The sequence below is a fragment of the Aquabacterium parvum genome, assembly GCF_001447195.1.
Taxonomy (GTDB): domain Bacteria; phylum Pseudomonadota; class Gammaproteobacteria; order Burkholderiales; family Burkholderiaceae_C; genus Aquabacterium; species Aquabacterium parvum.
Window position 1 is genome coordinate 1 of sequence record NZ_LFRI01000600.1, and the last position, 24921, is coordinate 24921.

At 67.1% G+C, this 24921-nt stretch carries 19 protein-coding genes; 11 read left to right on the plus strand and 8 right to left on the minus strand.

Annotation, left to right across the window (positions count from 1 at the left end):
- Positions 1-97: IS3 family transposase (locus ABG80_RS24115; RefSeq protein WP_083505659.1), on the plus strand; the 97-nt coding region annotated here is incomplete at its 5' end.
- A 917-nt stretch (positions 98-1014) separates the two neighbouring features.
- On the opposite strand, the gene ABG80_RS20855 is transcribed toward ABG80_RS24115, so the two are convergent.
- Positions 1015-2883, minus strand: a complete 1869-nt coding sequence (locus ABG80_RS20855) for a hypothetical protein (RefSeq protein ID WP_152987783.1) — start codon at positions 2881-2883, stop codon at positions 1015-1017.
- A 434-nt stretch (positions 2884-3317) separates the two neighbouring features.
- Here ABG80_RS20855 and ABG80_RS20860 point away from each other — a divergent pair, with 434 nt between their 5' ends.
- A complete protein-coding gene (locus ABG80_RS20860) occupies positions 3318-4250 on the plus strand; it encodes a helix-turn-helix domain-containing protein (protein WP_058089460.1) in 933 nt (310 codons plus the stop codon).
- Positions 4251-4340: 90 nt separating this feature from the next.
- On the opposite strand, the gene ABG80_RS20865 is transcribed toward ABG80_RS20860, so the two are convergent.
- Positions 4341-5303 carry a LysR family transcriptional regulator gene (locus ABG80_RS20865; protein ID WP_058089461.1) on the minus strand — a complete coding sequence of 321 codons (963 nt, stop codon included), beginning with the start codon at positions 5301-5303 and terminating at the stop codon, positions 4341-4343.
- 110 nt (positions 5304-5413) lie between these two features.
- On the opposite strand from ABG80_RS20865, the gene ABG80_RS20870 reads away from it, so the two are divergent.
- Positions 5414-5710, plus strand: a complete 297-nt coding sequence (locus ABG80_RS20870) for a DUF4148 domain-containing protein (protein WP_058089462.1) — start codon at positions 5414-5416, stop codon at positions 5708-5710.
- Positions 5711-5778: 68 nt separating this feature from the next.
- Here ABG80_RS20870 and ABG80_RS20875 read toward each other — a convergent pair whose 3' ends face one another.
- Complete coding sequence (locus tag ABG80_RS20875; RefSeq protein ID WP_058089463.1) at positions 5779-6204, minus strand: Lrp/AsnC family transcriptional regulator; 426 nt, start codon at positions 6202-6204, stop codon at positions 5779-5781.
- A gap of 124 nt (positions 6205-6328) precedes the next feature.
- Here ABG80_RS20875 and ABG80_RS20880 point away from each other — a divergent pair, with 124 nt between their 5' ends.
- The 3 genes from ABG80_RS20880 to ABG80_RS20890 all read left to right on the plus strand — a co-directional run bounded on the left by ABG80_RS20880 (position 6329) and on the right by ABG80_RS20890 (position 11462).
- On the plus strand, positions 6329-7423 hold the full coding sequence (locus ABG80_RS20880; protein ID WP_058089464.1) for an ornithine cyclodeaminase: 1095 nt from the start codon (positions 6329-6331) through the stop codon (positions 7421-7423).
- Entirely contained in the window at positions 7420-8364 is a 945-nt protein-coding gene (gene rocF / locus ABG80_RS20885; RefSeq protein WP_058089465.1) for an arginase, read from the plus strand. Before ABG80_RS20880 ends, rocF begins: the two co-directional genes overlap by 4 nt.
- Before the next feature lie 65 nt (positions 8365-8429).
- Positions 8430-11462 (plus strand): L-glutamate gamma-semialdehyde dehydrogenase, encoded by a 3033-nt coding sequence (locus ABG80_RS20890; protein WP_058089466.1) that lies wholly within the window; start codon positions 8430-8432, stop codon positions 11460-11462.
- 37 nt (positions 11463-11499) lie between these two features.
- Here the strand turns inward: ABG80_RS20890 and yfbR are convergent, their stop codons facing one another.
- A complete protein-coding gene (gene yfbR, locus ABG80_RS20895) occupies positions 11500-12129 on the minus strand; it encodes a 5'-deoxynucleotidase (protein ID WP_058089467.1) in 630 nt (209 codons plus the stop codon).
- 125 nt (positions 12130-12254) lie between these two features.
- Here yfbR and ABG80_RS20900 point away from each other — a divergent pair, with 125 nt between their 5' ends.
- From ABG80_RS20900 to ABG80_RS20910, 3 genes are all read left to right on the plus strand, one after another.
- On the plus strand, positions 12255-12635 hold the full coding sequence (locus ABG80_RS20900; protein ID WP_058089468.1) for a DUF3592 domain-containing protein: 381 nt from the start codon (positions 12255-12257) through the stop codon (positions 12633-12635).
- Between the two features lie 163 nt (positions 12636-12798).
- Positions 12799-13089, plus strand: a complete 291-nt coding sequence (locus ABG80_RS20905; RefSeq protein ID WP_058089469.1) for a metal-sensing transcriptional repressor — start codon at positions 12799-12801, stop codon at positions 13087-13089.
- Positions 13090-13109: 20 nt separating this feature from the next.
- Positions 13110-14435 (plus strand): DUF3422 family protein, encoded by a 1326-nt coding sequence (locus tag ABG80_RS20910; protein ID WP_058089470.1) that lies wholly within the window; start codon positions 13110-13112, stop codon positions 14433-14435.
- A gap of 42 nt (positions 14436-14477) precedes the next feature.
- Here ABG80_RS20910 and ABG80_RS20915 read toward each other — a convergent pair whose 3' ends face one another.
- The 3 genes from ABG80_RS20915 to ABG80_RS20925 form a co-directional block, all read right to left on the minus strand.
- Positions 14478-18635: a translocation/assembly module TamB domain-containing protein gene (locus ABG80_RS20915; protein WP_152987784.1), complete on the minus strand. Its 4158-nt coding sequence runs from the start codon at positions 18633-18635 to the stop codon at positions 14478-14480.
- An 83-nt stretch (positions 18636-18718) separates the two neighbouring features.
- Positions 18719-20761 (minus strand): autotransporter assembly complex protein TamA, encoded by a 2043-nt coding sequence (locus ABG80_RS20920; RefSeq protein WP_058089472.1) that lies wholly within the window; start codon positions 20759-20761, stop codon positions 18719-18721.
- Positions 20761-21933, minus strand: coding sequence for a vWA domain-containing protein (locus ABG80_RS20925; RefSeq protein ID WP_058089473.1), 1173 nt, complete (start codon positions 21931-21933; stop codon positions 20761-20763). The genes ABG80_RS20920 and ABG80_RS20925 overlap by 1 nt, the downstream gene beginning before the upstream one ends.
- A 109-nt stretch (positions 21934-22042) precedes the next feature.
- Here ABG80_RS20925 and ABG80_RS20930 point away from each other — a divergent pair, with 109 nt between their 5' ends.
- Complete coding sequence (locus ABG80_RS20930; protein WP_058089474.1) at positions 22043-23218, plus strand: GGDEF domain-containing protein; 1176 nt, start codon at positions 22043-22045, stop codon at positions 23216-23218.
- Between the two features lie 51 nt (positions 23219-23269).
- Here the strand turns inward: ABG80_RS20930 and ABG80_RS20935 are convergent, their stop codons facing one another.
- Complete coding sequence (locus tag ABG80_RS20935) at positions 23270-24112, minus strand: AAA family ATPase (RefSeq protein WP_058089475.1); 843 nt, start codon at positions 24110-24112, stop codon at positions 23270-23272.
- Between the two features lie 106 nt (positions 24113-24218).
- On the opposite strand from ABG80_RS20935, the gene ABG80_RS20940 reads away from it, so the two are divergent.
- Positions 24219-24893 (plus strand): c-type cytochrome, encoded by a 675-nt coding sequence (locus ABG80_RS20940; RefSeq protein WP_058089476.1) that lies wholly within the window; start codon positions 24219-24221, stop codon positions 24891-24893.
- The last annotated feature ends 28 nt before the right edge of the window (positions 24894-24921 follow it).

A 24921-nucleotide genomic window follows, 5' to 3' on the forward strand; every position in this document is an offset into this window, starting at 1 on the left:
CTACAATCACTCTCGTCTGCATTCGGCGCTGGGCTATCTCAGCCCCATGCAATACGAGCAACGCTGGCTGGCGGCTCAGCGCAAGAACGCCGCATGAAACCCGGGCTAAGCGCTCCGAAATTCAGGGGCAACCTCACCATCCCTTCGATGTTGATGGAGCCAAATGCAATCTGGTCGTACTGCATGTCGATCGACCAGTCCTTGTAGAAGCCGTAGACCACCGATGCGTCATCCAGCGCCGAGCCGATCCACACCACCGGTGTGGCGCGGATCTCGGACAGCCGACGGGCCACGTGGCTGATCAACTGGCGGCTCACCGCGATCGGAATGGTGATGCGCGGCGCGTAATCGCGCGGCACCAGCGTGGTGACGCCGAAGTCGTTGGTCTGTTTGACCGAGTAGTCCAAGATGCCCAGCTGCATGCCCTGGCGCGTGCCGCCAAGCTCTTGCAGACTGCCCAGCACGCAGGTGCCAACGCCCACAGCCGTGGTGCCGCTGACGGTGATGGTCACGTCGGAATCGCCGTATGGCAGCAGGTCCGTCAGCACCACCGTGCGCTTCATGACGATCTCGCCGAAGCAGTAGGTATAGGCGTCCACCACCCCGATGCCTGTGTTCAGGCTGATCTCGCTCCGGTAGATCTCGGTGCCGCTGCGCGATTGCGTGACCGTCACGCTCGATCCGGCCACATCGAGCAGGGCAACACCGCGAATCAGGCCCGGCCTGACCACGACGGTGATGTCGGCGCTTGACGTGCTGAACGTGACCGCGCGCTGGTCAAACATGGCCCAGCGGTTCGTTGGCCCGACCAAGACCCAGTTGGTGGTGTCCGAACTGGGCGCGCCTGGCGTCGGTGCCCCGCCCACCAATCGCTCCCACACCTGGTGGGCGTAGATCACCCGAGCGCCAAGTGCGTAAGCCGTCGCCGCGTTCCAGGCCGGGTGCTCAGACTCGGCCAGCGTTGACGACACCAGCATGGCCTCGGTGATCATGGTTGGTTTGATGATCTGCATGTCAGCTCACGTTCTGCACTTGCAGTGCATCAGCACGGGTCACCCGCTCGATCAGTGTTGCCACCTTCCCGGTGTTGCGGGCAATGGTCACGTCCCCGTTCACCTGGTCAGTTCGGATCTGATCCAGCAATCCCAGCACTTGGCGTAGCAGCCCAGCCACCTCAGTGCTGCCGCCGGCGCCAGCCAGAATCTGAGCCGTGGTCGCTGCATCGAAAATGCGCGCCGGTCCAGTCACCTCCAGCTCGGGGCCGTTTTCGCCCACCAGGCGCAAGCCACCGCCAAAGTCCCCGCCAGAAGCAAAGCCCTGGATGGACTTCAGCCGGTCAGCCGGGTTGGTGATGCCCTTGAGCGTGGCTTCCAAGCTGGCCAGGGTTTGCGCCTGCAGGCGGGCCACCTCCAGGCTGCTTGACGCCTGGGCCTGGCTGGCGTCCAGCATGGCCTTGCTCGCCTTGGGCAGCGCATCGATGGCGACCTGGTCACCTGCACGCGCCTGCGCGGTCTTGATCGCAAAGTCCGCCTGCAGCTGCGCCAGCGACAGCGAACCGCCACCAGCGCCCAGCCCACGGATCCGCTCGATCTCCGACTCGATGCCCGAGCCCACGTCCTGCAGCGCCTTGAGCAGGTCAGAGAAGCCACCCGACAGCTGCAGAACATTGCCCAGCAGCTCACGCCCCGACGCCGTGCTGGTGTCGATGCCCCGCACCAGCGCCGCAAAGGCGTCGCCCGATCCCGGCAGCGAAAAGCCCAGCAGCTGGAACTGCTTGGCCATGCGCTGAGTTGCCGCATCGACCTGCTCGCTTTCGGTCAAGAAGCCATCCTCGAAGGCCTGCAGCGAATCGGTCAAGGCCTGCAGACCACCGGCACCCTGCAGCAAATCGAAGCCGATCGCCTGGGCGTTGAAACCCAGCAGCTGAAGGCTCAGCCGCGCATCGGTCAAACCCTTGTAGGCGTCTGCGATGTCGGCTGCGTCACCATCGATCACGGCCAGGATGTCGGCCACACCGCCCAGGGCCTCAGTGGCCAGCAGGCTGTCGCGCACGAGTTCGGCTGCCACGTCGCCCTGCTTGTTGGCGATCAGGGTGTAGTTGATCGCCTCGATGCCAAAGCGCCTCAGCGTCACCGTGGCCTCTTCGACCCCGGAAGCCGTGCGCAAAACCGTCTGCAGATAGCCCTCACCCACCTTCTGGAAGGACTCCAAGCCCCCCAGGGCGAACCCAGCAAGCCGGTCACCCGCCGCGCTGAACACGTTGGTCAGCCGCTCGCTGATCTGCTCGCCGGAAAGGCCCTTGAGGTCGATCCGCCCAATGTCAACCACAAAGCCTCTGATGGCCCGGCTGACTTGATCGAGGTCTTTGCCCAGAGGCCCTGAGGCGGCCACCAGGGCATTGGCGAAGCCCCCGAAGATGGTGCTGATCTGGCGCTCCAGCAACGGGTCTGCATCGCTCAAAACCGTGCTGACCTTGCGGCTCGTCGTGATCCCGAGCGTCTTCTTCTTTTTCTCGATGTCGGAGTAATAGCTGGCGATGAACCCGCCATCGAGGATGGACCCAAGGTCTTGCGCACTGGCGGTGAGGCCCTGACCGATGATGGAGGTTTTCGTGCCGAAAAGGCCGCTGACCAGTTTGCCAGCAGCATTGCTCAGACCAGAGAGGAACCCACCCACCACCGGCAAGGTCCCAAGGGCGCGACTGGTGAAGCCGTTGATGGCGTCCAGGCCCTTGCCGATGAGATCGCGCTCAAACCCGGTTTTGACCCCGGCCGCCGACGCCCCAGCCCCTCCAGACTGCACGAGCAGGCTCGCCAAACCGCCGATGTTGCCCTCGATGTTGCGAAGGCTGGCGGCCATGGCTGCCGAGTAGCGCATCGTCATCGTGTCGATGTCCGAAAGGTCATCGATTGCCCGCGTGATGCTTTCGCTTGCGGCCTCAGGATCGCCCAAAACGGTCCCAGTCCCCTTGTTGCTGGGCAACGGCGCTGACGAGCTCCCGAAGGAGCCTGCCACGGCAAAGCCCAGGGCCGCCATGGTTGCCGCCATCGCTGCCATGCGCGGCCATGCCGTATACGGGTCACCTGCGGTGCCCTGGTTGGCTGTAGCCACCGCAGCCACAACCTGCCCTTCGGCCATCTTGGCCGCAATCCGCTGCACGGAACTTGCCAGCTCGATTGCACGCAGCACCTGTTCGGCGCTCTGCAGAGCTCGGTACCCGTCAGACTGCTCCTTGAAGAACCCCTTGCCCCGGTTCGCGCGACGCAAACAGCACAAGCCGAGTCAGCGAATCAACCCAACGTGACCGCCATGGCTCAGTGGCTGGGCAGCTTGACCCCGCCAGCTTGCTCAACGAAGACGGCGAATGGGTGCCGGCCGAGCATTTCGCCGACATGATCCGCGTGATCCTGGCCGAAACGGCGGACCCCGCTTTCGGGCTGATCGCCGGCAAGAGCCTGGCGCTGATGCGATACAGCATCATGACGCCGCTGGCCCTGTTCTCGCCTGACCTGCGGCACATCTTCGAGGACGTCAAACACTTCACGCCCCTGCTTTTCGAAGAGCCGGAGTACACGCTGATCGAGCGCGATGACGAGGCGCAGGTGCTGATGCACCCCTGGCTGCAGGAGCATGGCTGCGTGCGCTACCGCCACGACTTCCTGGTGACGTCGATCCTGCAGATGCTGCGTTTTGGCGGCATGCGCGACGATGAGCTGACCGCCATCGAAGTGCCCCACGAATGCGAGCCCGCACTCACCCCGCGCTACACCGCGTTGTGGGGGAGCAAAGTCCGGTTCGGGCAACGCAATTGCCGCGTCATCTTCAACCGCGCGGCGCTCGGTCGTCCCATGATGAGCCACAGCCAAGTGGGCTACGCCGGCGCACGCGAACGGGCCGCGCAGGCCTTGTCGGCCCGGATGAACCGCATCGACACGGCAGAGAAGGTTCGCCAATGGCTGCTGTCGGCGCTGCCGCAACAGCCGAGCATGGCCGAGACGGCGCGCCAGCTGAACATGAGCGAGCGCACCCTGAGGCGCAACCTGGCCGACCTGCAGACCAGCTACCAGGCCTTGGTGCAGGAGTGCCAGTTCCTCAAAGCCCGAAGCCTGCTCGCCGACGAACAACTGCCCATCAAGCACGTGGCGCATTGCCTGGGCTTCAACTCGGTGGCGAGCTTTCATCGCTCGTTTCGCCGCTGGACGGACACGACGCCCACGCTGTGGCGAGAAGCGCAGCTCAAGGGCCGATGAGCTTATCCACAGTTTCTGTGGATAAGCCTGTGGCCCCGGCTGGGACATCTCAGCACAAACCCGATGAACAAAGGGTTCTGACTGGATTGATCACTTTGCTCGCGGTGCGCGGCGCAGGTCGCTCAGCGAGGCAGATATCTCGCCGATGAGTGTCCGCAAATGCCGGTGCAAGCCCTGCTGGCTGTGCCGACGGTGCCAGAGCATGTCCACCGACATGCGCAAGGGCTCACGCGTGTGCAGGGGCGTGACCACCAGGTCTGGCGGCAGCTCCATCACGCCGCTGAGCACCACCTGAATCGACACCAGTGGCGCGCTGCGCAGGATGCGCACCGTCGAGGCCACGCCCGCCACAGCCGCCACCACGTTGCGCTGCAGGCCCTCGGCAGCGAAGGCCGCGTCCACCACCGTCGCGGCCTCACCTCGGTAACTGCTGACCACGTGGTCCAGCTTGGCGAGCTTTTGCAGGGTCAAGGGACCTTTGATGGCGAGTTGCTCACGCGAGTGCACGCACTGCATCGTGGCCGTCAGCAAGGTCATGCGCTCGTGCCAGTTGCGCTCGGGCAAGGGCACCCCAACCACCACGATGTCGACCTCGTCTGCATCCAGGGCATCAAGCAGGCGTTCGACCTCGATGAGTTGAACTTTCAGGCGCACCCCGGGTGACTCGGCGCGCAAGCGAGCCAGCAGCGGCGGCAGGATCAGCGATTCCAGGCCATCCGGGATGCTCATGCGCACCAGGCCTTGTGCTTGCGCCGGATCGAACGGAGGCTCCTCCAGCACCAGGGCCGCTCCGGCCAACAGCCAGGCGCGCACACGCGGCGCCAACTGGGCGGCGAGGTCGGTCAGCGCCATCTGGCGGCCTGTGCGCACCAGCAACTCGTCACCAAAGAGCTCGCGCAGGCGGGCCAGGGCGTGGCTCATGGCCGGCTGGCCAATGAACAGGCGCTCGGCCGCTCGGCCCACCTGGCGCTCGCTCAGCAAGGCATCCAGGGCCACCAGCAGGTTCAGGTCGATGCGGCGGAAGTCGGCGTGACGAATATCGATTTCGTTCATGAGAAAAATGCATTCAATCGATTTGCTTGATTCTACGGGAAAACCCAAACTTGCTTCCAAGGCGGCTTCAAACCGCCTCCTCCCGAAACCCGAGACTGAAAGGCCCGATCATGAAGAACACCACCCGCATCGCCGCCACGCTGCTGACCGCATTGAGCGCTGCCCTGATGAGCCAGACCGCGCTGGCTCAGCAGGCCAACGTGGCGCCCCAGTCCCTGACGCGCGAAGAGGTGCAAGCCGATGCCATCCTGGCCAAACGTGCTGGCCTGGACCAGTTCCACGACCCTGAAATCCAGATGCTGATGCCCGAAGCCTACGCCGCCGCCCAGGCCAAGTACCAGGCCTTGCGCACCAGCGCGGCGTTCGCGCAGGAAGTCAGCCGCATCAAGCTGGCCGCCGCTCGCTGAGCCGGGTCACGCCATTGCGCTGGACGCCGCGCCCTTGCACCGCCTCCAGCCTCAGCGGGCAACGCGACTCAAGCCACGCGATGGGTCTGCAGGTGCAGGCTCGTTTCCGTGTGGCTGATGCCCTTGATCAAGCGGATGCGCTCGAGCACCTGAGACAGCTCGCCAAGGTGCGCCACCTGCAACTCGGCCAGCAGGTCCCAGCGGCCATTGGTGTCGTGCAAGCTGGCCACACCGGGCTCGCCCAGCAGCGAGGCGATCACCTCGCGGGCGCGGTTGCCCTCCACCGCGATGCTCATCCAGGCTCGAATCAACTCGGGCTGGGCATCGGGGCGCAAGCGCACCGTGTAACCCACGATCACGCCCTCGTCTTCCAGCTTGCGCAGGCGGTTGGTGACGGTGCCGCGCGAGACGCCCAGCTTCTGTGCCAGCGTGGCCACCGTCAGGCGGGCGTCCTGCCGCAGCAGGCCGATGAGCTGTTGATCAACCGTGTCCATGGTTGATCAATTTACCAGAAAGCACTGCCGAAGTGGCAATTTTCTGGCACATCTTGCTCAGTTCTGGCGATTTTCATTGCCGCCGCTCGGTGAGAGACTGGCCTCAACGCAGACGGAGGCCACCATGAAACACCCTGCGAGCATCCCTACCACCCGCACCCGGTTCCTGGGCGTGGACGACGTGGCCCGCATCCTGCGCACCCTGGGCCTGAGACGCTGCCTCGGTGGCCTGGTCACCGCGCTGGACGCCGACTTCCGTCGCTGGCCCGAGTTCGACACCTGTGCGCGGGTTGCCAGCCATTCGCTTGAGGGCGTGATCGAGCTCATGCCCATCTCCGACGGGCGGCACTACAGCTTCAAGTACGTCAACGGTCACCCGGGCAATCACCGCCACCACCTGCCCACCGTGATGGCCTTTGGCGTGCTCGCCGAGGTCAACACCGGGGCGCCTCTGCTGTTGTCCGAACTGACGCTGACCACGGCCCTGCGCACCGCAGCCACCTCGGTGCTGGCCGCTCGCGCGCTGGCCCGCGCAGACAGCCACGTCATGGCCGTGATCGGCAACGGCGCGCAGGCCGACTTCCAGTGCCTGGCTTTTCACCACCTGTTGGGCATCCGCGAGGTGCGGCTGTTCGACCTCGACCCCGCGGCCACCGCCAAGCTGGCGCACAACCTCGCCGAACACACCCACGGCACGCTGAAGGTCACGCCCTGCGCCAGCACCGCCGAGGCCGTGCAGGGCGCCGACATCGTCACCACGCTGACGGCCGACAAGGCCTGCGCCACCATCGTCACCGCCGACATGCTGCGCCCCGGCATGCACCTCAACGCCGTGGGAGGCGACTGCCCCGGCAAGACCGAGCTGGCCGCTGGCGTGCTGCAGGCCGCGCGTGTCTTCGTCGAGTACGAGCCGCAAACGCGTGTCGAGGGCGACATCCAGCAGATGCCTGCCGATTTCCCTGTCACAGAGCTTTGGCGCGTGCTCAGCGGCCAGGCACCAGGACGCCTCGACGATGAGGACGTCACCGTCTTCGACTCCGTCGGCTTCGCGCTGGAAGATTTCACCGCGCTGCGCTTCATGCGAGACTGCGCAGACGCACTCGGCATCTTGCAGACGCTGTCCCTGGTGCCCGCGCCCGCCAACCCCAAGGACCTGCTTGGCCTGCTGTCGCCCACACCGACAAACGCCCAGCAGCCCAAGCCCCGGCACGCCGCATGAGCCCCCACACGCCAACGCGCCATCGACACGTCAGCCTGATCGGTGCCCCCACCGACATAGGCGCCAGCTGCATCGGCGCCCGCATGGGTCCAGGCGCCTTGAGGGTGGCTGGCCTGGCCGACGCCCTGGCGCGCTGCGGCCTGCAGGTGCAGGACCTGGGTGACCTGCACGGCCCCGACAACCCTTGCCAGCCCGCCATCGACGGCTGGCGGCACCTGCGCGAGGTCGCCACCTGGAACGAACGCGTGCACGCGGTCGTGCACGGCGAGCTGGCCAGCGGGCGGCTGCCCATCTTGCTGGGCGGCGATCACTGCCTGGCCATCGGCTCGATCAGCGCCGTGGCCCGTCACTGCCGCGCCATGGGCAAGCGCCTGCGCGTGCTCTGGCTCGATGCCCACGCCGACTTCAACACCGCCGAACTCACGCCCACCGGCAACCTGCATGGCATGCCTGTGGCCTGCCTGTGCGGTCACGGCCCGCAAGCCCTGACGAGCCTGGGTGGACACACGCCAGCGCTCGATGCCAGCGAGCTGCGCCAGATCGGCATCCGCAGCGTGGACGAAGGCGAAAAACGCCTGGTGCACGCTTTAGGCATCGAGGTCTTCGACATGCGACACATCGACGAGCACGGCATGCGTCAGACCATGGAGCAGGCCCTGCTCGGCCTGGACGAGAACACCCACCTGCACGTGAGCCTGGACGTCGACTGCCTGGACCCCGACATCGCCCCCGGCGTGGGCACGCCCGTGCGCGGTGGCCCCACCTACCGCGAGGCCCAGCTCTGCATGGAGATGATCGCCGACACCGGCCTGCTGGGCTCCCTGGACGTGGTCGAGCTCAACCCCGCACTGGACGTGCGCAACCAGACCGCCGAGCTGGCAGTTGACCTGATCGAGAGCCTGTTCGGCAAGACCACGCTGATGCGCGCGCCGCCTCGCTGAGCCCACCACGGACGTCGCCACCGCTCGCCACCCAGCCCACGCACCCGCCACCGAAGGAGCCCGCCATGCGCCTGCCCCACCCGTGCCGCCCCGAAGCCGATGTCGTGCGGCACCGCCTGCAGTCGCTGGAGGGCGCACTGAACTGGGACGAGGCCATGCGGCAGGCCCGCCCATGGGTGCAGGCAGTGCGAGATCACCCACCGCCGTTCTGGGCGCTCGAATCGCTGCTCAAGGAGTTCCCGATTTCCAGCCAGGAAGGCCTGGCCCTGATGCGCCTGGCCGAGGCCCTGCTGCGCGTGCCCGACGCGGACACCGCCATCGCCCTGACCGCTGACCAGCTCGGCAGGGCTGATTTCAGCGCGCACGGTGATTCGGCCATGGCCCGACTCTCCAGCACAGCGGTGGCCTGGTCCAAGCACTTCCTGCCGGGGGCACATCACCCGAGCGGTGACGCTGGCAAAGCTGGCCTGGGCGCCGGGGGCATCGCCGCGCGGCTGGGCGCCAAAGCGGTGGTGGCCGCGGCCGTGCGCGCCGTGCAGCTGCTGGGCCAGCAGTTCGTGCTCGGCCAAACCATCGAGCAGGCCTTGCGTGAGGCCGCTCAGGTGCACCGCCTGCACCCCGGCGTGCGCTTCAGCTTCGACATGCTGGGCGAAGGCGCGCGCACCGAAGCCGATGCGCTGCGCTACCTGCAAGCCTACGAAGGTGCGCTGGACCACATCGCCCAGGCCCAGCGCGAGGCGCACACGCCCATGCTGGCCGATGGCCTGTCGATCAAGCTCAGCGCGCTGCACCCACGCTACGAAGACGCCCAGCGCGAACGCGTGATGGCGGAGTTGGTGCCCCGCGTGTGGACGCTGTGCCAGCGCGCGGCAGCCGCCAACTTGAACCTCACGCTGGACGCCGAAGAGGTGGACCGACTGGAGCTGTCTCTCGACGTGGCCGACGCGCTGATGGCGCGCATCGCCTCCGAAGCCCCCGGCTGGCAAGGCTTCGGCCTGGCCCTGCAGGCCTACCAGACGCGCTCGCTGGAATTGGTGGAGCACGTGATCGCGCTGGCGCGCCAGCACCGCATCCGCCTGATGTGCCGACTCGTCAAGGGCGCCTATTGGGACGCCGAGGTCAAACGCGCGCAAGAAGAAGGCCTGCCCCACTACCCCGTCTTCACGCACAAGCACCACACCGACATCGCCTACCTGGCCTGCGCTCGCGCCATGCTCGATGCGCCCGATGCCCTCTACCCCCAGTTCGCCACGCACAACGCCGGTACCGTGGCTGCGCTGCTGCAGATGGCCCGTCAGCGAGACGCCCGCTTCGAGCTGCAGCGCCTGCACGGCATGGGCGAAGGCCTGTACCGCGAGGTGCTGCGCGAGCCGCTGCTGAGCTGCCGGGTCTACGCGCCGGTGGGCCCGCACCGCGACCTGCTGGCCTACTTGGTTCGCCGGCTGCTGGAGAACGGCGCCAACAGCTCCTTCGTGCACCAGCTGGCCGACCCGGGCTTCGGGCTCGACGAGTTGCTGCGCTCGCCCCTGCGCCTCTCGCCGCAACCCGGGCAGCCCTTGCCGGCCGACATCTTCGGCCAGGCCCGGCTCAACAGCACGGGGCCCGTTCTGCACGTGCGGTCGGAGCGCGAGGCATTGCTGGCCACGCTGCGCTCGACGCCTTTGCCCCATGTGGTCGAGTCGTCACCGCAAGACGTGGCCGCCGCATTCGAGCGGGCCCAAGCTGCCTTCCCGGCATGGTGCGACCGACCCGTGAGCGAACGCGCCCGCATCCTGCGCAGCGCCGCGCAAACCTTGCAGGAACGCCTGCCCACCTTCTGCGCCCTGCTCGTGCAGGAGGGCCGCAAAACCTGGCCAGATGCCATCGCAGAGGTGCGTGAGGCCATCGACTTCCTGCGCTACTACGCCGTGGAAGCCGAGCGCGTGATGGCACCCCAAACCCTGCCAGCCCCCTACCCCGGCGTCACGGGCGAGGCCAACGTGCTGACGCTGCGCGGGCGCGGCACCTGGGTCTGCATCAGCCCCTGGAACTTTCCGCTGGCCATCTTCCTGGGGCAGCTTTCGGCGGCGCTGGCGGCGGGCAACTGCGTGCTGGCCAAGCCGGCTGAGCAGACCCCCGCGGTGGCCATGGCAGCCATCCGGCTGATGCACGAGGCCGGTGTGCCGCCCGAGGTGCTGCAAGGCCTGCACGGCCCGGGCGAAACCGTGGGCGCGGCGCTGGTGGCGCAAGCCGGCATCGCGGGCGTGGCGTTCACGGGCTCCACGCAGGTGGCCAAGCTCATCCAGCGCACCCTCGCCGCCTCAGACGGCCCCATCGTGCCGCTGATCGCCGAAACCGGTGGCCTGAACGCCATGCTGGTCGACCCCAGTGCCCTGCCTGAGCAGGTGTGCGACGCCGTGCTGCAAAGCGCCTTCCGCTCGGCCGGCCAGCGCTGCTCGGCTTTGCGCCTGCTGTGCCTGCACGAAGACATCGCCGAGCCCGTGCTGGACATGATCTCAGGCGCCGTGCGCGAGCTGCGGGTGGGTGACCCGGCCCGCATCGACACCGATGTAGGACCGCTGATCGATGCCGAGGCCCATGCGAACGTGCTGGCCCAACTTGAGAGGCTGCGGCGCGAAGCCAGGCCACTGTGGGACGACGCCCCAGGTGACACGCAGGGCCACAACCGGGGACGCATGCAGCCCACCGAGGCCGACGAGCAACAACTGCTCGCACCACAAGCCTTCGAGGTCGATTCACCCGCACGCGTGGGGCAGGAAATTTTCGGCCCGGTGCTGCAAATCTGGCGCTGGCGGGGCGATCCGCAGGCGGTCATCGAGCAGATCAATCGCCTGGGCTACGGCCTGACGCTGGGCATCCAGACCCGCATCGACAGCCGCGCACAGGCGCTGGCCAGCGCGGCCCGCGTGGGCAACGTCTACGTCAACCGCAACATGGTGGGCGCCGTGGTGGGCCTGCAGCCCTTTGGTGGACAAGGCCTGAGCGGCACAGGGCCCAAGGCGGGCGGGCCGCACTACCTGCCGCGCTTTTGCGTCGAGCAGACGGTGACGATCAACACCACCGCTGCGGGCGGCAACGTCGGGTTGATGGCGGGGTGATGGCGGGATGATCGGGGGATGAGGCCCACCACCAACCTCAACCGCCTTGCTGCATCAACGAGTCGAGGGTGAGGTCGAAGGCCGCGCCGAAGGTGTCCAGGAAATAGCGCAGCTCGGGCGTCATGTGCTGGTTGAGCTTGCCCTCGATCTGCTGCGCCGCCTGGGTGTACTCCGGGTTGCCGTAACGCAACTCGGCCCGGCACTTGAACCAGGCGGCCAGGCGGTCGGCTGTCTTGACCAGCGCCGCCTCATGGGCCGGCCACTGCTCGTGGTCCATCATCTCGCCGATGGCCGGCTGCAGCACGGGCGGCAGCAGCGCCACCATCTCGCGGCAGACCTCGCCTTCCAGGTTGGCCGTGGCATGGCGCATGGCGGGCGAGTACTTGACCGGGGTCGGCAGATCGCCCGTGATGGCTTCGGTGGCGTCGTGAAAGAGAGCGCGCGCTGCCACCGCGTTCGGGTCCACCGGCTGCTGGAACACGTCGCGGCTGATGACAGCCAGCGCATGCGCCAGCACCGCCACCTCCCAGCTGTGCTGGGCCACGTCCTCTTCGACGGCGTTGCGCATCAGGCCCCAGCGCTTGATGTGGCGCAGGCGGGCGATGTGGGCGTAGAACGGGCTGTGCCCGAGGGGTTGGTCGGCAGGTGAAGCGGGGGCGTCGGACATGGTGGCGAAATGGGACAGAGCAATCGACAGGGAGCGGCCAAGCCCACATCATCCCTCAGAGCTGAGCGAGGCTGCACAATCGAGGCCAAGCTGAAACGGGTGCGCCCCACAGAAAACCACCAACGATGAGCGACGACCTCGGAAAAATCCTGCTGCTGGCCATCGTGCTGATCGCCGGCCTTTTCGCCTGGCGTGCCTGGGAGGTCAAGCGCCAAAGCCCGCAATGGCCGAGTGTCGAGGGCGTCATGCTGACCTCGCAGCCTCGCGCCATGCACGACAACCCGGCCGAGCCCGAGAGCGCCAAGCACGACTGGGTCGCCGAGGTGCGTTACGCCTACATGGTCAACGGCGTGTCCTACACGGGGGATCGGCTTCAGGCGTTCGGGCGGCGTTACATGACCAAGGAAGAAGTCCAGCAGGAACTGGCGCCCTTTCCCGTTGGTGCCCACATCAAGGTCTTCTACGATCCGGCCCGGCCTCAAAGCAGCGTCCTCATCCCAGGCTGACTCGCCATCGTGTTGACACCCGTCAAGCCAGCACCAACCCTGCGCCCGTCCGAGGGGCATCAAGGGGGAACGATGCTTGCTTACCCCGCCCGGTATCCCTAGACTGCGCGGTCTGCCCCACAGGGCACCCATCCCCCCGACCGTCCGCCACCCCCGCGTGAACATGGATTCCCTGGACAACGACCGCCACCGCACCGACATCCTCAACCGCCTCAAACGGGCCGAAGGCCAGTTGCGCGGCATCCAGCGCATGGTCGAGGAGGGCGAGGACTGCCAGGCCATCGCGATGCAGATGGCCGCCGTGCGCAAGGCCCTGGACAGCACCTACCTGCGCATGGTGCGCTGCCAGATGGAACAACACCTGCAAGTGCAGCTCGCAGACACCCCCGACGCCGACGCCCGCATCACCGCCTTCCTGGAAAACATGGAAGGGCTGATGGGCAAGCTGCGCTGACCCTCAACCCAGGACCCCGGATGACCGCTGCCCTGCCCTCGCGCGCCCTGCCACCCGACGACACCCAGCGCGAGTTGCTGCACAACGAGCTGCATGCGCGCCCCCCCGCGCGCATCCGACTGCCTGCTCTGGTGGTCTACGTGGCCGTGCTCAACGAGGGCGTGACCCGCGAGGACGAATGGCACCACCTGCGCCGACTGCCTGAGCAGTCGGACCTGCCGATGGCAGCGCTCAGCGGCCATTTCGTGCGCCTGCGCTTTGCGTCGCACACCCTGAAATGGGAGCGCCACACCGAGTTCACGCGCTACTCCATCGTGCAGACCTTGCCCGAGAACGCCCTGCGCGACGCCTCCGAAGAGGAGCTGATGCAGCAGCTCGTGGTCGACCCGGCCTGGCTGGCCAGCATCCCGGGGCGCACGGTGGCGGCCATCATGATGGCCATGGTGCATGGCGATGCCGACGACCCGGTGGCCATGCGATCACTCGGTCGCCACTGGTTTGAAGGGCACGACACGCTGGCGTCGCTGTTGGGCATCAAGCGCGCCTGTGCCATGACCGACTTCCGCCTGCGCGACAGCGGCTTCGAGCGGCTGCTGGTCGTCGCTTCTGCGCAGACCTCGGAGCTGCGCGTGGGTCGCATCTCGCAGCGGCTGCTGGAGCTGGAGACCTACCGCCTGATGGCCCTGCGCGGCCTGCCCGTGGCCAAGGACCTGCTGCCCATGCTGGGCGAGGCCGAGACCACGCTGGCGGCCATCACCGCGCGCATGGAAAACAAGGACACCTCGGACCAGGAGTTGCTCGACCAGCTCATCGCCCTGGCCGCACGGGTCGAGCGGGCCACGGCCACCCACTTGTATCGCTTCACCGCGACCCAGGCCTATCACCAGCTCGTGCAACAGCGCATCGAACAGCTGCGTGAAACACCCATCCCGGGCACGCAATCGGTGGGCGAGTTCGTGCTCAAACGGGTCTCGCCCGCCATGGCGACGGTGCACGCGGCGGCCCAACGCCTGAGCTCGCTGTCTCAACGCATCGAGCGCGCCAGCGCCCTGCTGCGCACCCGGGTGGACATCGCCACCGAATCACAGAACCAGATGCTGCTGGAGAAGCTCACCCGCGGGCAAGAGCTGCAGCTGCGCTTGCAAAGCACCGTGGAAGGCCTGTCGATCGCGGCCATCAGCTACTACGTGGTCAGCCTGATCCTGTACGCAGGCAAGGCGGGCAAGCAGGCCGGCCTGCCGATCCAGCCCGAGCTGGTGGCCGGCGCCACCGTGCCCTTCGTGCTGGCGGCCATCTGGTGGGGCACCCGGCAGTTGCACAAGCGCCTGCGTGACGACGGCCACTGACGCTTGTTCGAGTTGCCACGAGGGCACCTGCGGCAAAGGCCGTCAGCGCCAGCGCCACTGCCAGATGAAGTCGATGGCGTTGTCCTCACCGGCCTGGGCACGCACCTTGAAGCGCTGCGCCAGGCTGTAGATGAGCTGCCAGTTGCCCCCCGTGGCACTGAGGTTTCGCTCATAGCCCATGTACCAGTGCCGCGAGATCTGCTTGCCGACGCTGACCACGGTGTCGCGCACGGCCCCGTCGCTCTGGCTCACCGACAGCGTGTCCAGGCCCAGCAGACCGATCACGCGGTCGGTCACGCCCGGCCCGTCATCACCTGAGAGCAAGGCCACTGCCGCCGTCTGCAGCAGCCCGATGTCGGCGCCGCCCAGGCCGGTTGGCGCGCGCCCCAGCACCAGCCAAGAGAGCTGCTCCGTCTCGGACAGGGTCGGCTCGGAGTACAGGCGGATGCGCGGGTCCTGCGCCGTGCCGGTGATGCGCACGCCCACCTTGACGTCGCTGTCCTGGGCGGTCGGGGTCTGAGGCCGCATGGCCAGGATGTCCAGGCGCGGGTTCTCGATCAGGCCGTTGAAGGTGATCGCGCTGCGCTCGATGTCGAGCTTCTGGCCGTAAGCCGCGAACTTGGCCTGCTCCAGCCTGATGGCCCCATGGACAGCCGGTTTGTTGCGCGGCGTCGTGATCCGCAACTGCCCCTTGAGCAGCCCGGTCAGGCCATGCCCCTTCAGGCTGAGCCGATCACCCATGCCAACGGCCAGGTCGGTGTCCAGCGTCAGTTGTTTGCCCTGGGCACCACCCGATGTGGCCACGCTCTTGGGCTTGTCGGCGTCACCCGGTCTGTTGATGACGTTGACGTCGTCGCCAATCGTCGCCGCGCTGCCCCGGCTGATGTCGATGAAGCCCTCATCGACCCCGAACTGCCCCTTGACCACCATGTTCCAGTCGGACAGGGTCGTCTCTGCGCGGCCGCTGACCACCACCCGGCGGTCGATGCGCTGCAAAGCGGCAAAGCGATCCATCGTCAACGCCAGGCGCCCGGACAAGGGGCTGTCGAGCCGCAGCTCCCCTTCGAGCCCGATGCGCCCACCTTGGGGGCCACCCGTCGCTTCCAGCCGCGTCAGGCGGATGCGCTCGCCATCGAGCGCCATGTTCAGCTGGCCGTCGTGCAAGCTGATGCCCAACAAAGCCTGCGACGCACTCAGCCCTGATCCTTCGATGCGCCCGGTGAACTGCGGCGCGCCCAAGGTGCCCCCCAGGCTGGCCTGCACCAGGGCCCGCCCCCCCAGTCGCCAGCCGGCGGGCACCCAGGTGGCCAGGGCGCGAAGGTTGGACACGTCCAGCTTGACCTCGCCGCCCAGCGAAGAGGTCGGATCAGGCCAGGCATCGGCTCGCAAGGGCTGCACGACCTGCCTGCCAGTCAGCAAACCCAGCACCCGCCCGTCGATGCGTTGTTCGGCCACCCAGACACCCTGGCGAGCGCGCAGGCTCACACGGGCCTCGCGCAGGCCCAGGCGCTGAGGACGTCCACCCTCGATGCCAGGCTCGGAAAAGCTCAGGTCGCCGGAGCGTCGCGAGATCAGCGCGTCCACCTCCCAAGGCTGCGTCCCCCGTTGCACCAGCTTGAACTCGCCGCCTGAGACCAGGTCACCTGTCCAGCCTTCCTCTGGCTGCCACAGCGTCAGCCAGGGCGCCAGCGGGAATGGCGGCAGCACCAGCGAGACCTCGCGCATGGCCTCAACCCCGGGTTGCCCGCCAGGTGTGCGCCAGACCAGGCGATCGAGTTGCCCATTGAGTCCCATGACCTGCAGGCGGGTGGCGGCCACCAGCCACTCCGATTGCCGATCGTTGACGCGCCAACCCAGGTCGGTGGGCTCCAGTCGGAACAAGGCGGGGCGGCCGCGCGGCTGCTCCCACGTCAACTGGGCCTCGCTCAGGCGCGCCTGCCAGGCTCGCTCGGCGGCAGCGCTGCGCCAGTTGCCAGTCAAGCCCACGGCCAGGCGCACCGCGCGCTGGGTGTCCACCTCGCCCTCGCGCACTGGGGTACCCTCGCCATCGAGCCGAATGCGGTGCGATGCCGCGCTGCCGTCCACGCTCAGCGCCAGGCGAGCCAGGCGCCAGCTGCTCAGGCGGGCGTCCTGCAGCGACCACTTCGCGGACATCCTCCCGTCTGCCCGGCTGAGGTCGAGCTCACCTTGCCCATCGACCGAGGCCAGCTGCCAGATCGCTCTGTCTGCTCGGGTGGCGGCGATGTCCTGCCCGCTGACGCGGTATGTCAGCGCCTGCAAGGGCCATGCGCCCTGGGCGGTCAGGCTCAGGCGGCCACGCATGCGCTCGGCGCCCATGGCTCCCGCCCACGGGGACAAGGACGCGATGTCAGGCGCCTGAACGTCCAGCTCCCAACGCCCCGCCGAGCCAACCCGCTGCCCATTGAGCAAGCCACGGGGGGCCTGGCCCTTGAGCGACAGGCGGTTGCCGCCCAGCGTGGCCTGCGCGTCCAGCGTCATGCCTTGGGCAGACCGAGGCGCAGACCAATTGGCTCGTCCAGACAGGGGCACGCCCGCCAGGCTGCTGGGCGACAAGGTCCACGCCATCGCACCTGCGAGCTTGCCGTCAACCTCGAATTGCCCCTGTCCCGACAGGTGGGTCTCACCCTGCAGTGCCGCCGGCCATGGCAGCCAGGCACGTGGGTCGAACCGATCCAGGCGCACGCGCCCCATTGCCGCCCATCCGCCCTGCTCGGCGGCCAAACCCCAGCGCACGCTCACGTCGTCGAGTTGAGCCCGCGCCTCGCCGGAAGCCAGCTGCAGCGCCTTGATTGCCCACCGCTGGGGTGAGAGCTCGCTGCCCAGGCCGATGCTGACCGGGGTCTTGAGAGAGCGGCCAGCCACCTCGTGCACCGTGCCATTCAGGCGCAGGTCCAGCGCCCCAGACAGGCTGGCGGCAGCCGCATCAGGCTTCCAGCGCAACTCGCCAGCCAAGGCCAGGTCAGGCAGGCTGGTCAGCAGGGCCCGGGGCGCCAGGTCCTGCACGCCAACGACCAGCGGCGCGCGCCCCATCAAGGGCCCGCTGAACAACAGCCGGGCAGGTTGCTGAGCTGTGCGCCCCGGCAAGCTCACCACCAGGTCGGTGCGCACCTCTCGCCAGGTGTCGGCACCGGCTTGCGCGACCAACTTGCGATCGATCGAGAGCTGACCTTTCATCGCCAACCAGGGCAAGCGCCCCTGGTCCCAGGCTCCTGCCAGGCCGTTGCCCAGGTCCACCTTGGCGACCAGGTCGCGCGCGGCCAGATCTTCGAACCCCACTCGCCCACGGATCTCCGAACGGGGCAGCCCAGGCCACAACGCCGCCAGGTCCAGCGCTTCGATGTCCAGGCGCCCCCTGGAAACCGGCCAGGACGCAAAGGGCTGCACGCCCACGTCGGCACGCACAGACTGCGCCGATCCGCGCTCGGGTTGCCAGCGCACGTCCAGCTGCAAACCAAAATCCTTGAGCGGCCCCTGCGCTCGCAGCTTCACCAAGCCGGCGCCCGCCAGCAGGCCGTCACCCGACGAGGATGCCTCACGCCGGCCCTCGGCCTGCAAATCGGCCTCCAGCGGCATCGCCCCGGTCCCGCCCAACCCCAGCTCACCAGACAGGCGCCAATCGGTCCAGCTCAGGCTGCGCAGGCGCACCGCATGGCGCATGGCCCCCAGGCGCAACTCTGCGTCCAGGCCCCGCAGGGGCTGCCCCCCGGTCAATCCATGGAGCTCGGCGATTTCAAGCCGGCCAATCGTCAGGCTCAACGGCAGGCTCAGGTCGGTCGGAGGCGGACTGGGCTGCGCCTGCGGATCGGGCACCCACTTCAGGTCAATGCGGCGCCCGCTCAGGCGGTCCACCTGCACGCCCAGCCACCATGGCGCACTGCGGTCCACCACCAGGCGCAGGCCCTGCCAGGCAGGCTGCTGCCAGACCAGGCGCCCCTCGCGCGGCAAACTCACCTCCAGGCGCGCGGCCTCGAAGTCACCGAGCAAGGCCCCACGCGGTGCCACCACCGTCACGCCAGGCAAGTGCGACACCACCTGCTCGGTCAGCCACTCGTCGTGCAGCAGCGCCCACAAAGCGCCCAGCGAAAGCAGCCCCAGTAGCAGCAGCGACAGCGGTGCCCAGGTCAGGCGCCAGGTGAAAGACAAGAGCAAACGCAGCCAGCGCCAAAGGCTCGGGGCCACGCCCTTCTCCATGCCTGGACCATCCCCAGGCCCATCAACTGGGCCACCACCGGCAGGGCGATCGGGGTCCGGGTGCACGTCACTCACAGGCTGACCCCGACGCTGAAGTGCAAGCGCCACTCATCGGTGGACACCCCGCGCGCGATGTCGATGCGAAACGGTCCCACCGGGCTGCGCCAGCGGATGCCCACGCCGTGCCCCCGCTTGAGCGCCCATTGATCGATGCGTTCGGCCGAGTCGCCCACGTCCATGAACACCGCGCCTAACAAGTTCGGCACGCCCGGCCACAAGGGGTGCGACAGCTCGATGCTGCCCGTGCCCAGCACGCGACCACCGGTGGTCACGCCATCTCGCTCGACGCCAATGGAGCGAAAGGCATAACCACGGATGGAGTCGTCACCGCCCGCGCGAAACAGCAAGGCATCGGGCACGCTGACGTTGTCACGCGCCAGCACCTGGCCGCCCTCGGCGCGAAACTGCAGCTGCCACGAGGCCGGCAGGGGCACGTAGGCCGTGAATCGCCCATGCACCCGGCCAAAGTAGCCGCTTTCGTCGAGCGCAGAGATCGAGCGCCCGCCGGTGAGCGCCACCATCGTGGTCGTGCCCCGGGTCGGCAGAACCTGGCTGTCCACGTCGCGAAAGATCCACTGGGACGTGAAGCTCAGCGCGGTCGCGTCGGCCACCAGCAGGTCAGCGGCCGAACGCACCGAGGTGCGCAAGGCTTCCACGTAGTCGGTGCGCTCCAGCCGTTCGCCTTCACGCAAGCGGCCCACCTTGAGGCGCTGCGTTCGCGTGATGGCGTTGTCGTTGTCCTCGATGCTGGAGACCTGCGCGGAGGCCAGGCCACGCTTGCGGCCAGGCCATGGGTGCGAGAGCAGGTCGACCAGGCCGTCCGACACGCGCAGGCCCAGCTGCACCTTGGTGCGCACCTGCCAGTCCTGCCCGAAGGGGTTGCGGTGCAGGTGCTCGAACGACACGCGAGGTCCGTTGTCGCTGCTCGCGCCAACGCCCACGGAAGCCTCCTGAATGGGCGCCTCGCGCACCTGCACGATCAGCGGCGTGGCCTCGGGGTGGTTCACATCCAGGACCGGAGAGACGTACACGCTCTCGAACAGGTTGACCTTTTGCAGGCGCTCCTGCCAGTCCAGCACCTGCCGCTCGCGATACGGCTGCCCAGCCCGAAACGGCGCCAGGTTGAGCACCGCAGAGGGCGGCTGTCGCTCCAGTCCTTCGATGCGCACGTCGCCAAACGCGAAGGCAGGCCCGGAATCGGCCACCAGGAACAGGCTGGCCGTGTGCGCCTGCGCATCCACCGTGGCCGATGTGCCGCTCCAGCTGGCCATCGGGTAGGTGTCGGCACGCAAACGAGCCAGGGCAGCGTTCTTGGCCGTGGTCCAGTCGGACTGGCGAAAGGGCTCGTCCTGCGGCAGCGCCCAGTTGTCGGCGATGTCTTCGGTGAGCGACTTGGCCTCGGCGTCTTCAGCCGACAAGCGCGTGTCGAGCTGGCCTTCGTAAACGAACTGCACACGGCTGATCACCGTGCGGGGCCCGGGCTCGACCACAACCTGAACGAGCACTGGCGAGGCCTGCGCGTCCTGGGTCTGTCCCTGCACCGGCGATGCGGATGTGGATCCCGATGCGGTCGCAGGCGTGGCCGCACCGTTGCCATCGGCCGCGGCATCTTCCACTTTGATGCGCACCTGTGCGGTGAAGTAGCCCTCGGCTTCCAGCAGGGCTCGGGCCTGGGCCGGCACCTCGGCCAACAGTCGGCGCAACTCGCCACGGGTGATGCGCAAGGCCGAGGGCGCCGGCTCGTCGCCGCCTTGTGAGGCCGTTGCGTCGTCTTGCGCCTGCTCCGCCTCCCGCTGGTAACGCGCCAGGTCAAGGTTCTCCAACAGCAGGTCATCGAGCGGCGAAGGGGCCTGCACCGTCAACTGCCAATCGACCGGCCTTGGCGCACGCCGGACTGGCGCACCGGCGGCAGCACCGGCATCGTACGCGCTGGCAGCACCCGACACGGCAGGTGCCGAAACCTCGCCCGTCGCCTGCGCCCAGGCAGCAGCGCCCGACAGCCAAGCCACCGAGCCCAGCAGCCCGGCGATGAACACACCAGCCCAACGCACCATCACTTGCTCAGCAGACGCATCGCGCTCTCGAGCCCTTGCAGGCTCATCGGGAACATGCGACCGCCCATGAGCTGGCGCATGATCGACACGCTCTGGCGGTACTCCCACACGCCCGGCTGCTCCGGGTTGATCCACACGTGCTGCGGGAAGGCATGCGTCAGGCGCCCGATCCACTCTGCCCCGGCCTCTTCGTTGTTGTACTCGACGCTGCCGTGCGCCTGCAGGATCTCGTAGGGGCTCATGGTCGCGTCACCCACGAAGATCAGCTTGTAGTCCTTGTTGTACTTGCGGATGATGTCCCAGGTCGGGATCTTCTCGGTGAAGCGCCGGTGGTTGTTCTTCCACATGAAGTCGTAGACGCAGTTGTGGAAGTAATAGAACTCCAGGTGCTTGAACTCGCTTTTGGCGGCCGAGAACATCTCTTCCACCCGATGGATGTGGTCGTCCATCGACCCCCCCACATCCATCAGCAGCAGCACCTTGACCGCGTTGTGCCGCTCGGGCACCAGCTTGATGTCGAGCATGCCGGCGTTGGCCGCCGTGCTGTGGATGGTGTCGTCGAGGTCGAGCACCTCGGCCGCGCCCTGGCGCGCGAACTTGCGCAGGCGGCGCAGCGCCACCTTGATGCTGCGCGTGTCGAGCTCGATGGTGTCGTCGTAGTCCTTGAATTCGCGCTGGTCCCAGACCTTGACGGCCTTGCGGTGGCGGGACTTGTCCTGCCCGATGCGGATGCCTTCGGGGTTGTAGCCATGGGCGCCGAAGGGCGAGGTGCCGCCGGTGCCAATCCACTTGTTGCCACCCTCGTGGCGCTCCTTCTGCTCCTTGAGCAGCTCCTGGATGCGATCCATGAGCTTGTCCCAGCCCATGGCCTCGATCTTGGCGCGGTCTTCGGGTGTGAGTTCGCGCTCGAAGTGCTTGCGCAGCCACTCCAAGGGAATATCCTTACCGAAGTCGACGGCATCGACCACCCCCCTGAAATAAGTGGAGAAAGCCCGGTCGAATTTGTCGAAATGCGCCTCGTTCTTGACCAAGGTGGTGCGGGCCAGGTGGTAGAACTCATCCACCGAGGGTTCGATCACGTCCTGCTTGATGGCTTCCAGCAGCGTGAGGTACTCCGGGATCGTGACCGGCAAGCGTGCCGCACGCAACGCGAAGAAGAAGTCAATGAGCATAGGCAGTCCTGGGAATCTCGCGCTATTTTGGCCCCTGATCGGCGTCGTCGCCACATCGGGGCTGGATGGGTGCGATGCTTTCGGGGACTCCTGAGTTGTCTGGCCCGACATGGAATTGCGACACCTGCTGTTGGCCTACGTCCTGCTGACGTTCGCCTTCACCACCTCGATGTGGTTCATCGCGGGCACTTGGATGGGCCTGTCGCGCAAAGCCGCGTCCGACTGGATGCGCGCCAACCTCACCGGCGGACTGGCCCTGGTGCTGCTGCTGTTCGACACCGGGCTGCCCAGACAGGCCTGCCTGATGCTGTCCTGCTGCCTGATGCTGATCTCGGCGGTGTCGACCAGGCGAGGCCTGCAATCTTTCTTTCGTCAGCCCCAGGCCCTCGTCAAACAGGTGATGGTGGTGCTCATCCCCTCTGTGCTGAACCTGCTGGTCTGGCTGCCCAGCGGCCTGCTCACCACCGGCATCGTTTCGTCCAGCCTGGTGGCGGCCGTCATCATGATCAAGGCCGCCAGCGACACCCACACGGTGCTGGCACGCGAGTTCCGTCCAGGCACCGCCTTGGCCGCCGACATCGTCCTGGGCGTGACGGCTTTCTTTTGCGTGGGCATCGCCATCGGTGCCCTGGGCATGCGTTTTTTGCCCGCGTGGATGCCCTCCCCGGCCACGACCCAGACCTGGCTGGCCATCACGGCCTCGGGCCTGACGATTGCCGTGAGCTTCGTGCTGGGCTACATCGTGGTGATGCGCCTGGTTTACCGACTGCAGCACCTGTCGCAACATGACAGCCTGACGGGCCTGCTCAACCGCCGCGCCATCGAAAACAGCCTGGACAAGGAAGCGCAGCGCCTGCAGCGCTTCGGCGAGGTGTATTCGGTGATGCTGGTGGACATCGACCACTTCAAGCGCATCAACGACAACCTGGGCCACGCCGCCGGCGACGAAGTGCTGCGTGCGGTGGCCGCCATCCTCAAGGACCACGCCCGAGAGGTCGACCGCGTGGCACGCTATGGCGGCGAGGAGTTCTGCGTGCTGCTGCCGCACACCGACCACGAGGGAGCCCTGCAGGCGGCCGAGCGCCTGCGCAGCGCCGTGCACCGCACCGACATCCCCTGGCAGGACGAGCAGATCTGCGTGACCATCAGCACCGGCCTGGCCACGGCACAAGACCCGGACGAGCCGCTGCACGCGCTGCTCAAGCGCGCTGACGATGCGCTCTACCGGGCCAAGACCGAGGGGCGCAACCGCGTGGTCGCAGCGCCCACCTGCAAGGCGGCCTGACAACAAAAAGCCGGCCTCCAGGGCCGGCTCGGGCGTCAAGGCGTCAGGCGTTCATCGGTTGTGACGCGCCATGTTGACCAGGCGTTCGAACAAGCTGAGGTCCTGTTCATTCTTGAGCAACGCGCCAACCAGCGGCGGCACGCTCACCTTCTCATCGGCGCTTTGCAGGGCCTCGAGCGGGATGTCTTCGGCCACCAGCAGCTTGAGCCAGTCGATCAGCTCGGAGGTGCTGGGCTTCTTCTTGAGGCCCGGCAGGTTGCGCACTTCGTAGAAGTGGCGCATGGCGGCCGACAGCAGGTCCTGGCGGATGTTGGGGAAGTGCACTTCCGCGATCTGCTTCATCGTGGTCGCGTCCGGGAATCGGATGTAGTGGAAGAAGCAGCGGCGCAGGAAGGCGTCCGGCAGGTCTTTTTCGTTGTTGGAGGTGATGATCACCAGCGGGCGGTGCTTGGCCTTGACCAGTTGGCGCGTCTCGTAGACGTAGAACTCCATGCGATCGATTTCGCGCAACAGGTCATTCGGGAACTCGATGTCGGCCTTGTCGATCTCGTCGATCAGCAGGGCGACCGGCTGATCGGCGTCGAAGGCCTGCCACAACACGCCCTTGACGATGTAGTTGTGGATGTCTTTGACCTTTTCGTCGCCCAACTGGCTGTCGCGCAAACGGGACACCGCGTCGTACTCGTACAACCCTTGCTGGGCCTTGGTGGTCGATTTGATGTGCCATTGCAACAGCGGCATGCCCAGCGCCTCGGACACCTGCTCGGCCAACATCGTCTTGCCCGTGCCGGGCTCGCCCTTGACCAGCAGGGGGCGCTGGAGCTTGAGCGCCGCATTGACCGCCAGTTTCAGGTCTTCGGTGGCGACGTATTGATCGGTACCTTGGAATTTCATGCGCTGACTCAACCGGGTTGTTACTGTGTTCGAGTATAGGGCGGGCCCCAATAATGGTTTGGTCACCCGTGTGTTTCCCCGCCCGTCATTCTCTCCTGACAGCCCCATGAAAACACTTTCCCACCCGATCCGTTCGCTGGTCACCGCCGGCCTGATCGCAGCAGCAGGGGGCCACGCCCTCGCCCAGGACGTCGTCGGCAACCCCGACAACGCCCGCCAGAAAGTCGCCATGTGCATCGGCTGCCACGGCATCCCGGGCTACCAAGCCAGCTTCCCCGAGGTGCACAAGGTGCCGATGATTTCGGGGCAAAACGCCAAGTACATCGCGGCCGCCCTGACCGCTTATCGCCAAGGTGAGCGCAAGCACCCCTCGATGCGCGGCATCGCTGCCAGCCTGAGTGACCAGGACATCGCCGACCTGGCCGCCTTCTACGAAGCAAACGGCAAGGGCGTGCCAGCGCCTGCGGCCAAAGCAGCGCCCGCCCCGTCGGCACAGGTCCAGGCCTTGCTGACCAAAGGCGCCTGCCTGAGCTGCCATGGCGAAGGCATGAACAAGCCCATCGACGGCAGCTACCCCAAGGTGGCCGGCCAGCATGCCGACTACCTCTATGTGTCGCTGAAGGCCTACCAGGTCGAGGGCAATGCCGCCGTCGGCCGTGGCAACGCGATCATGGCCACGCAGGCGCGCATGTTCACCCCGGCAGAGCTCAAGCAGCTGGCAAGCTACATCGCCACCCTGCCGGGCGACCTGCGGACCGTGCCGCAGTCGCGCTGGCGCTGAGCCAGCGCAGCCCCCCCCCCCCCCCCCC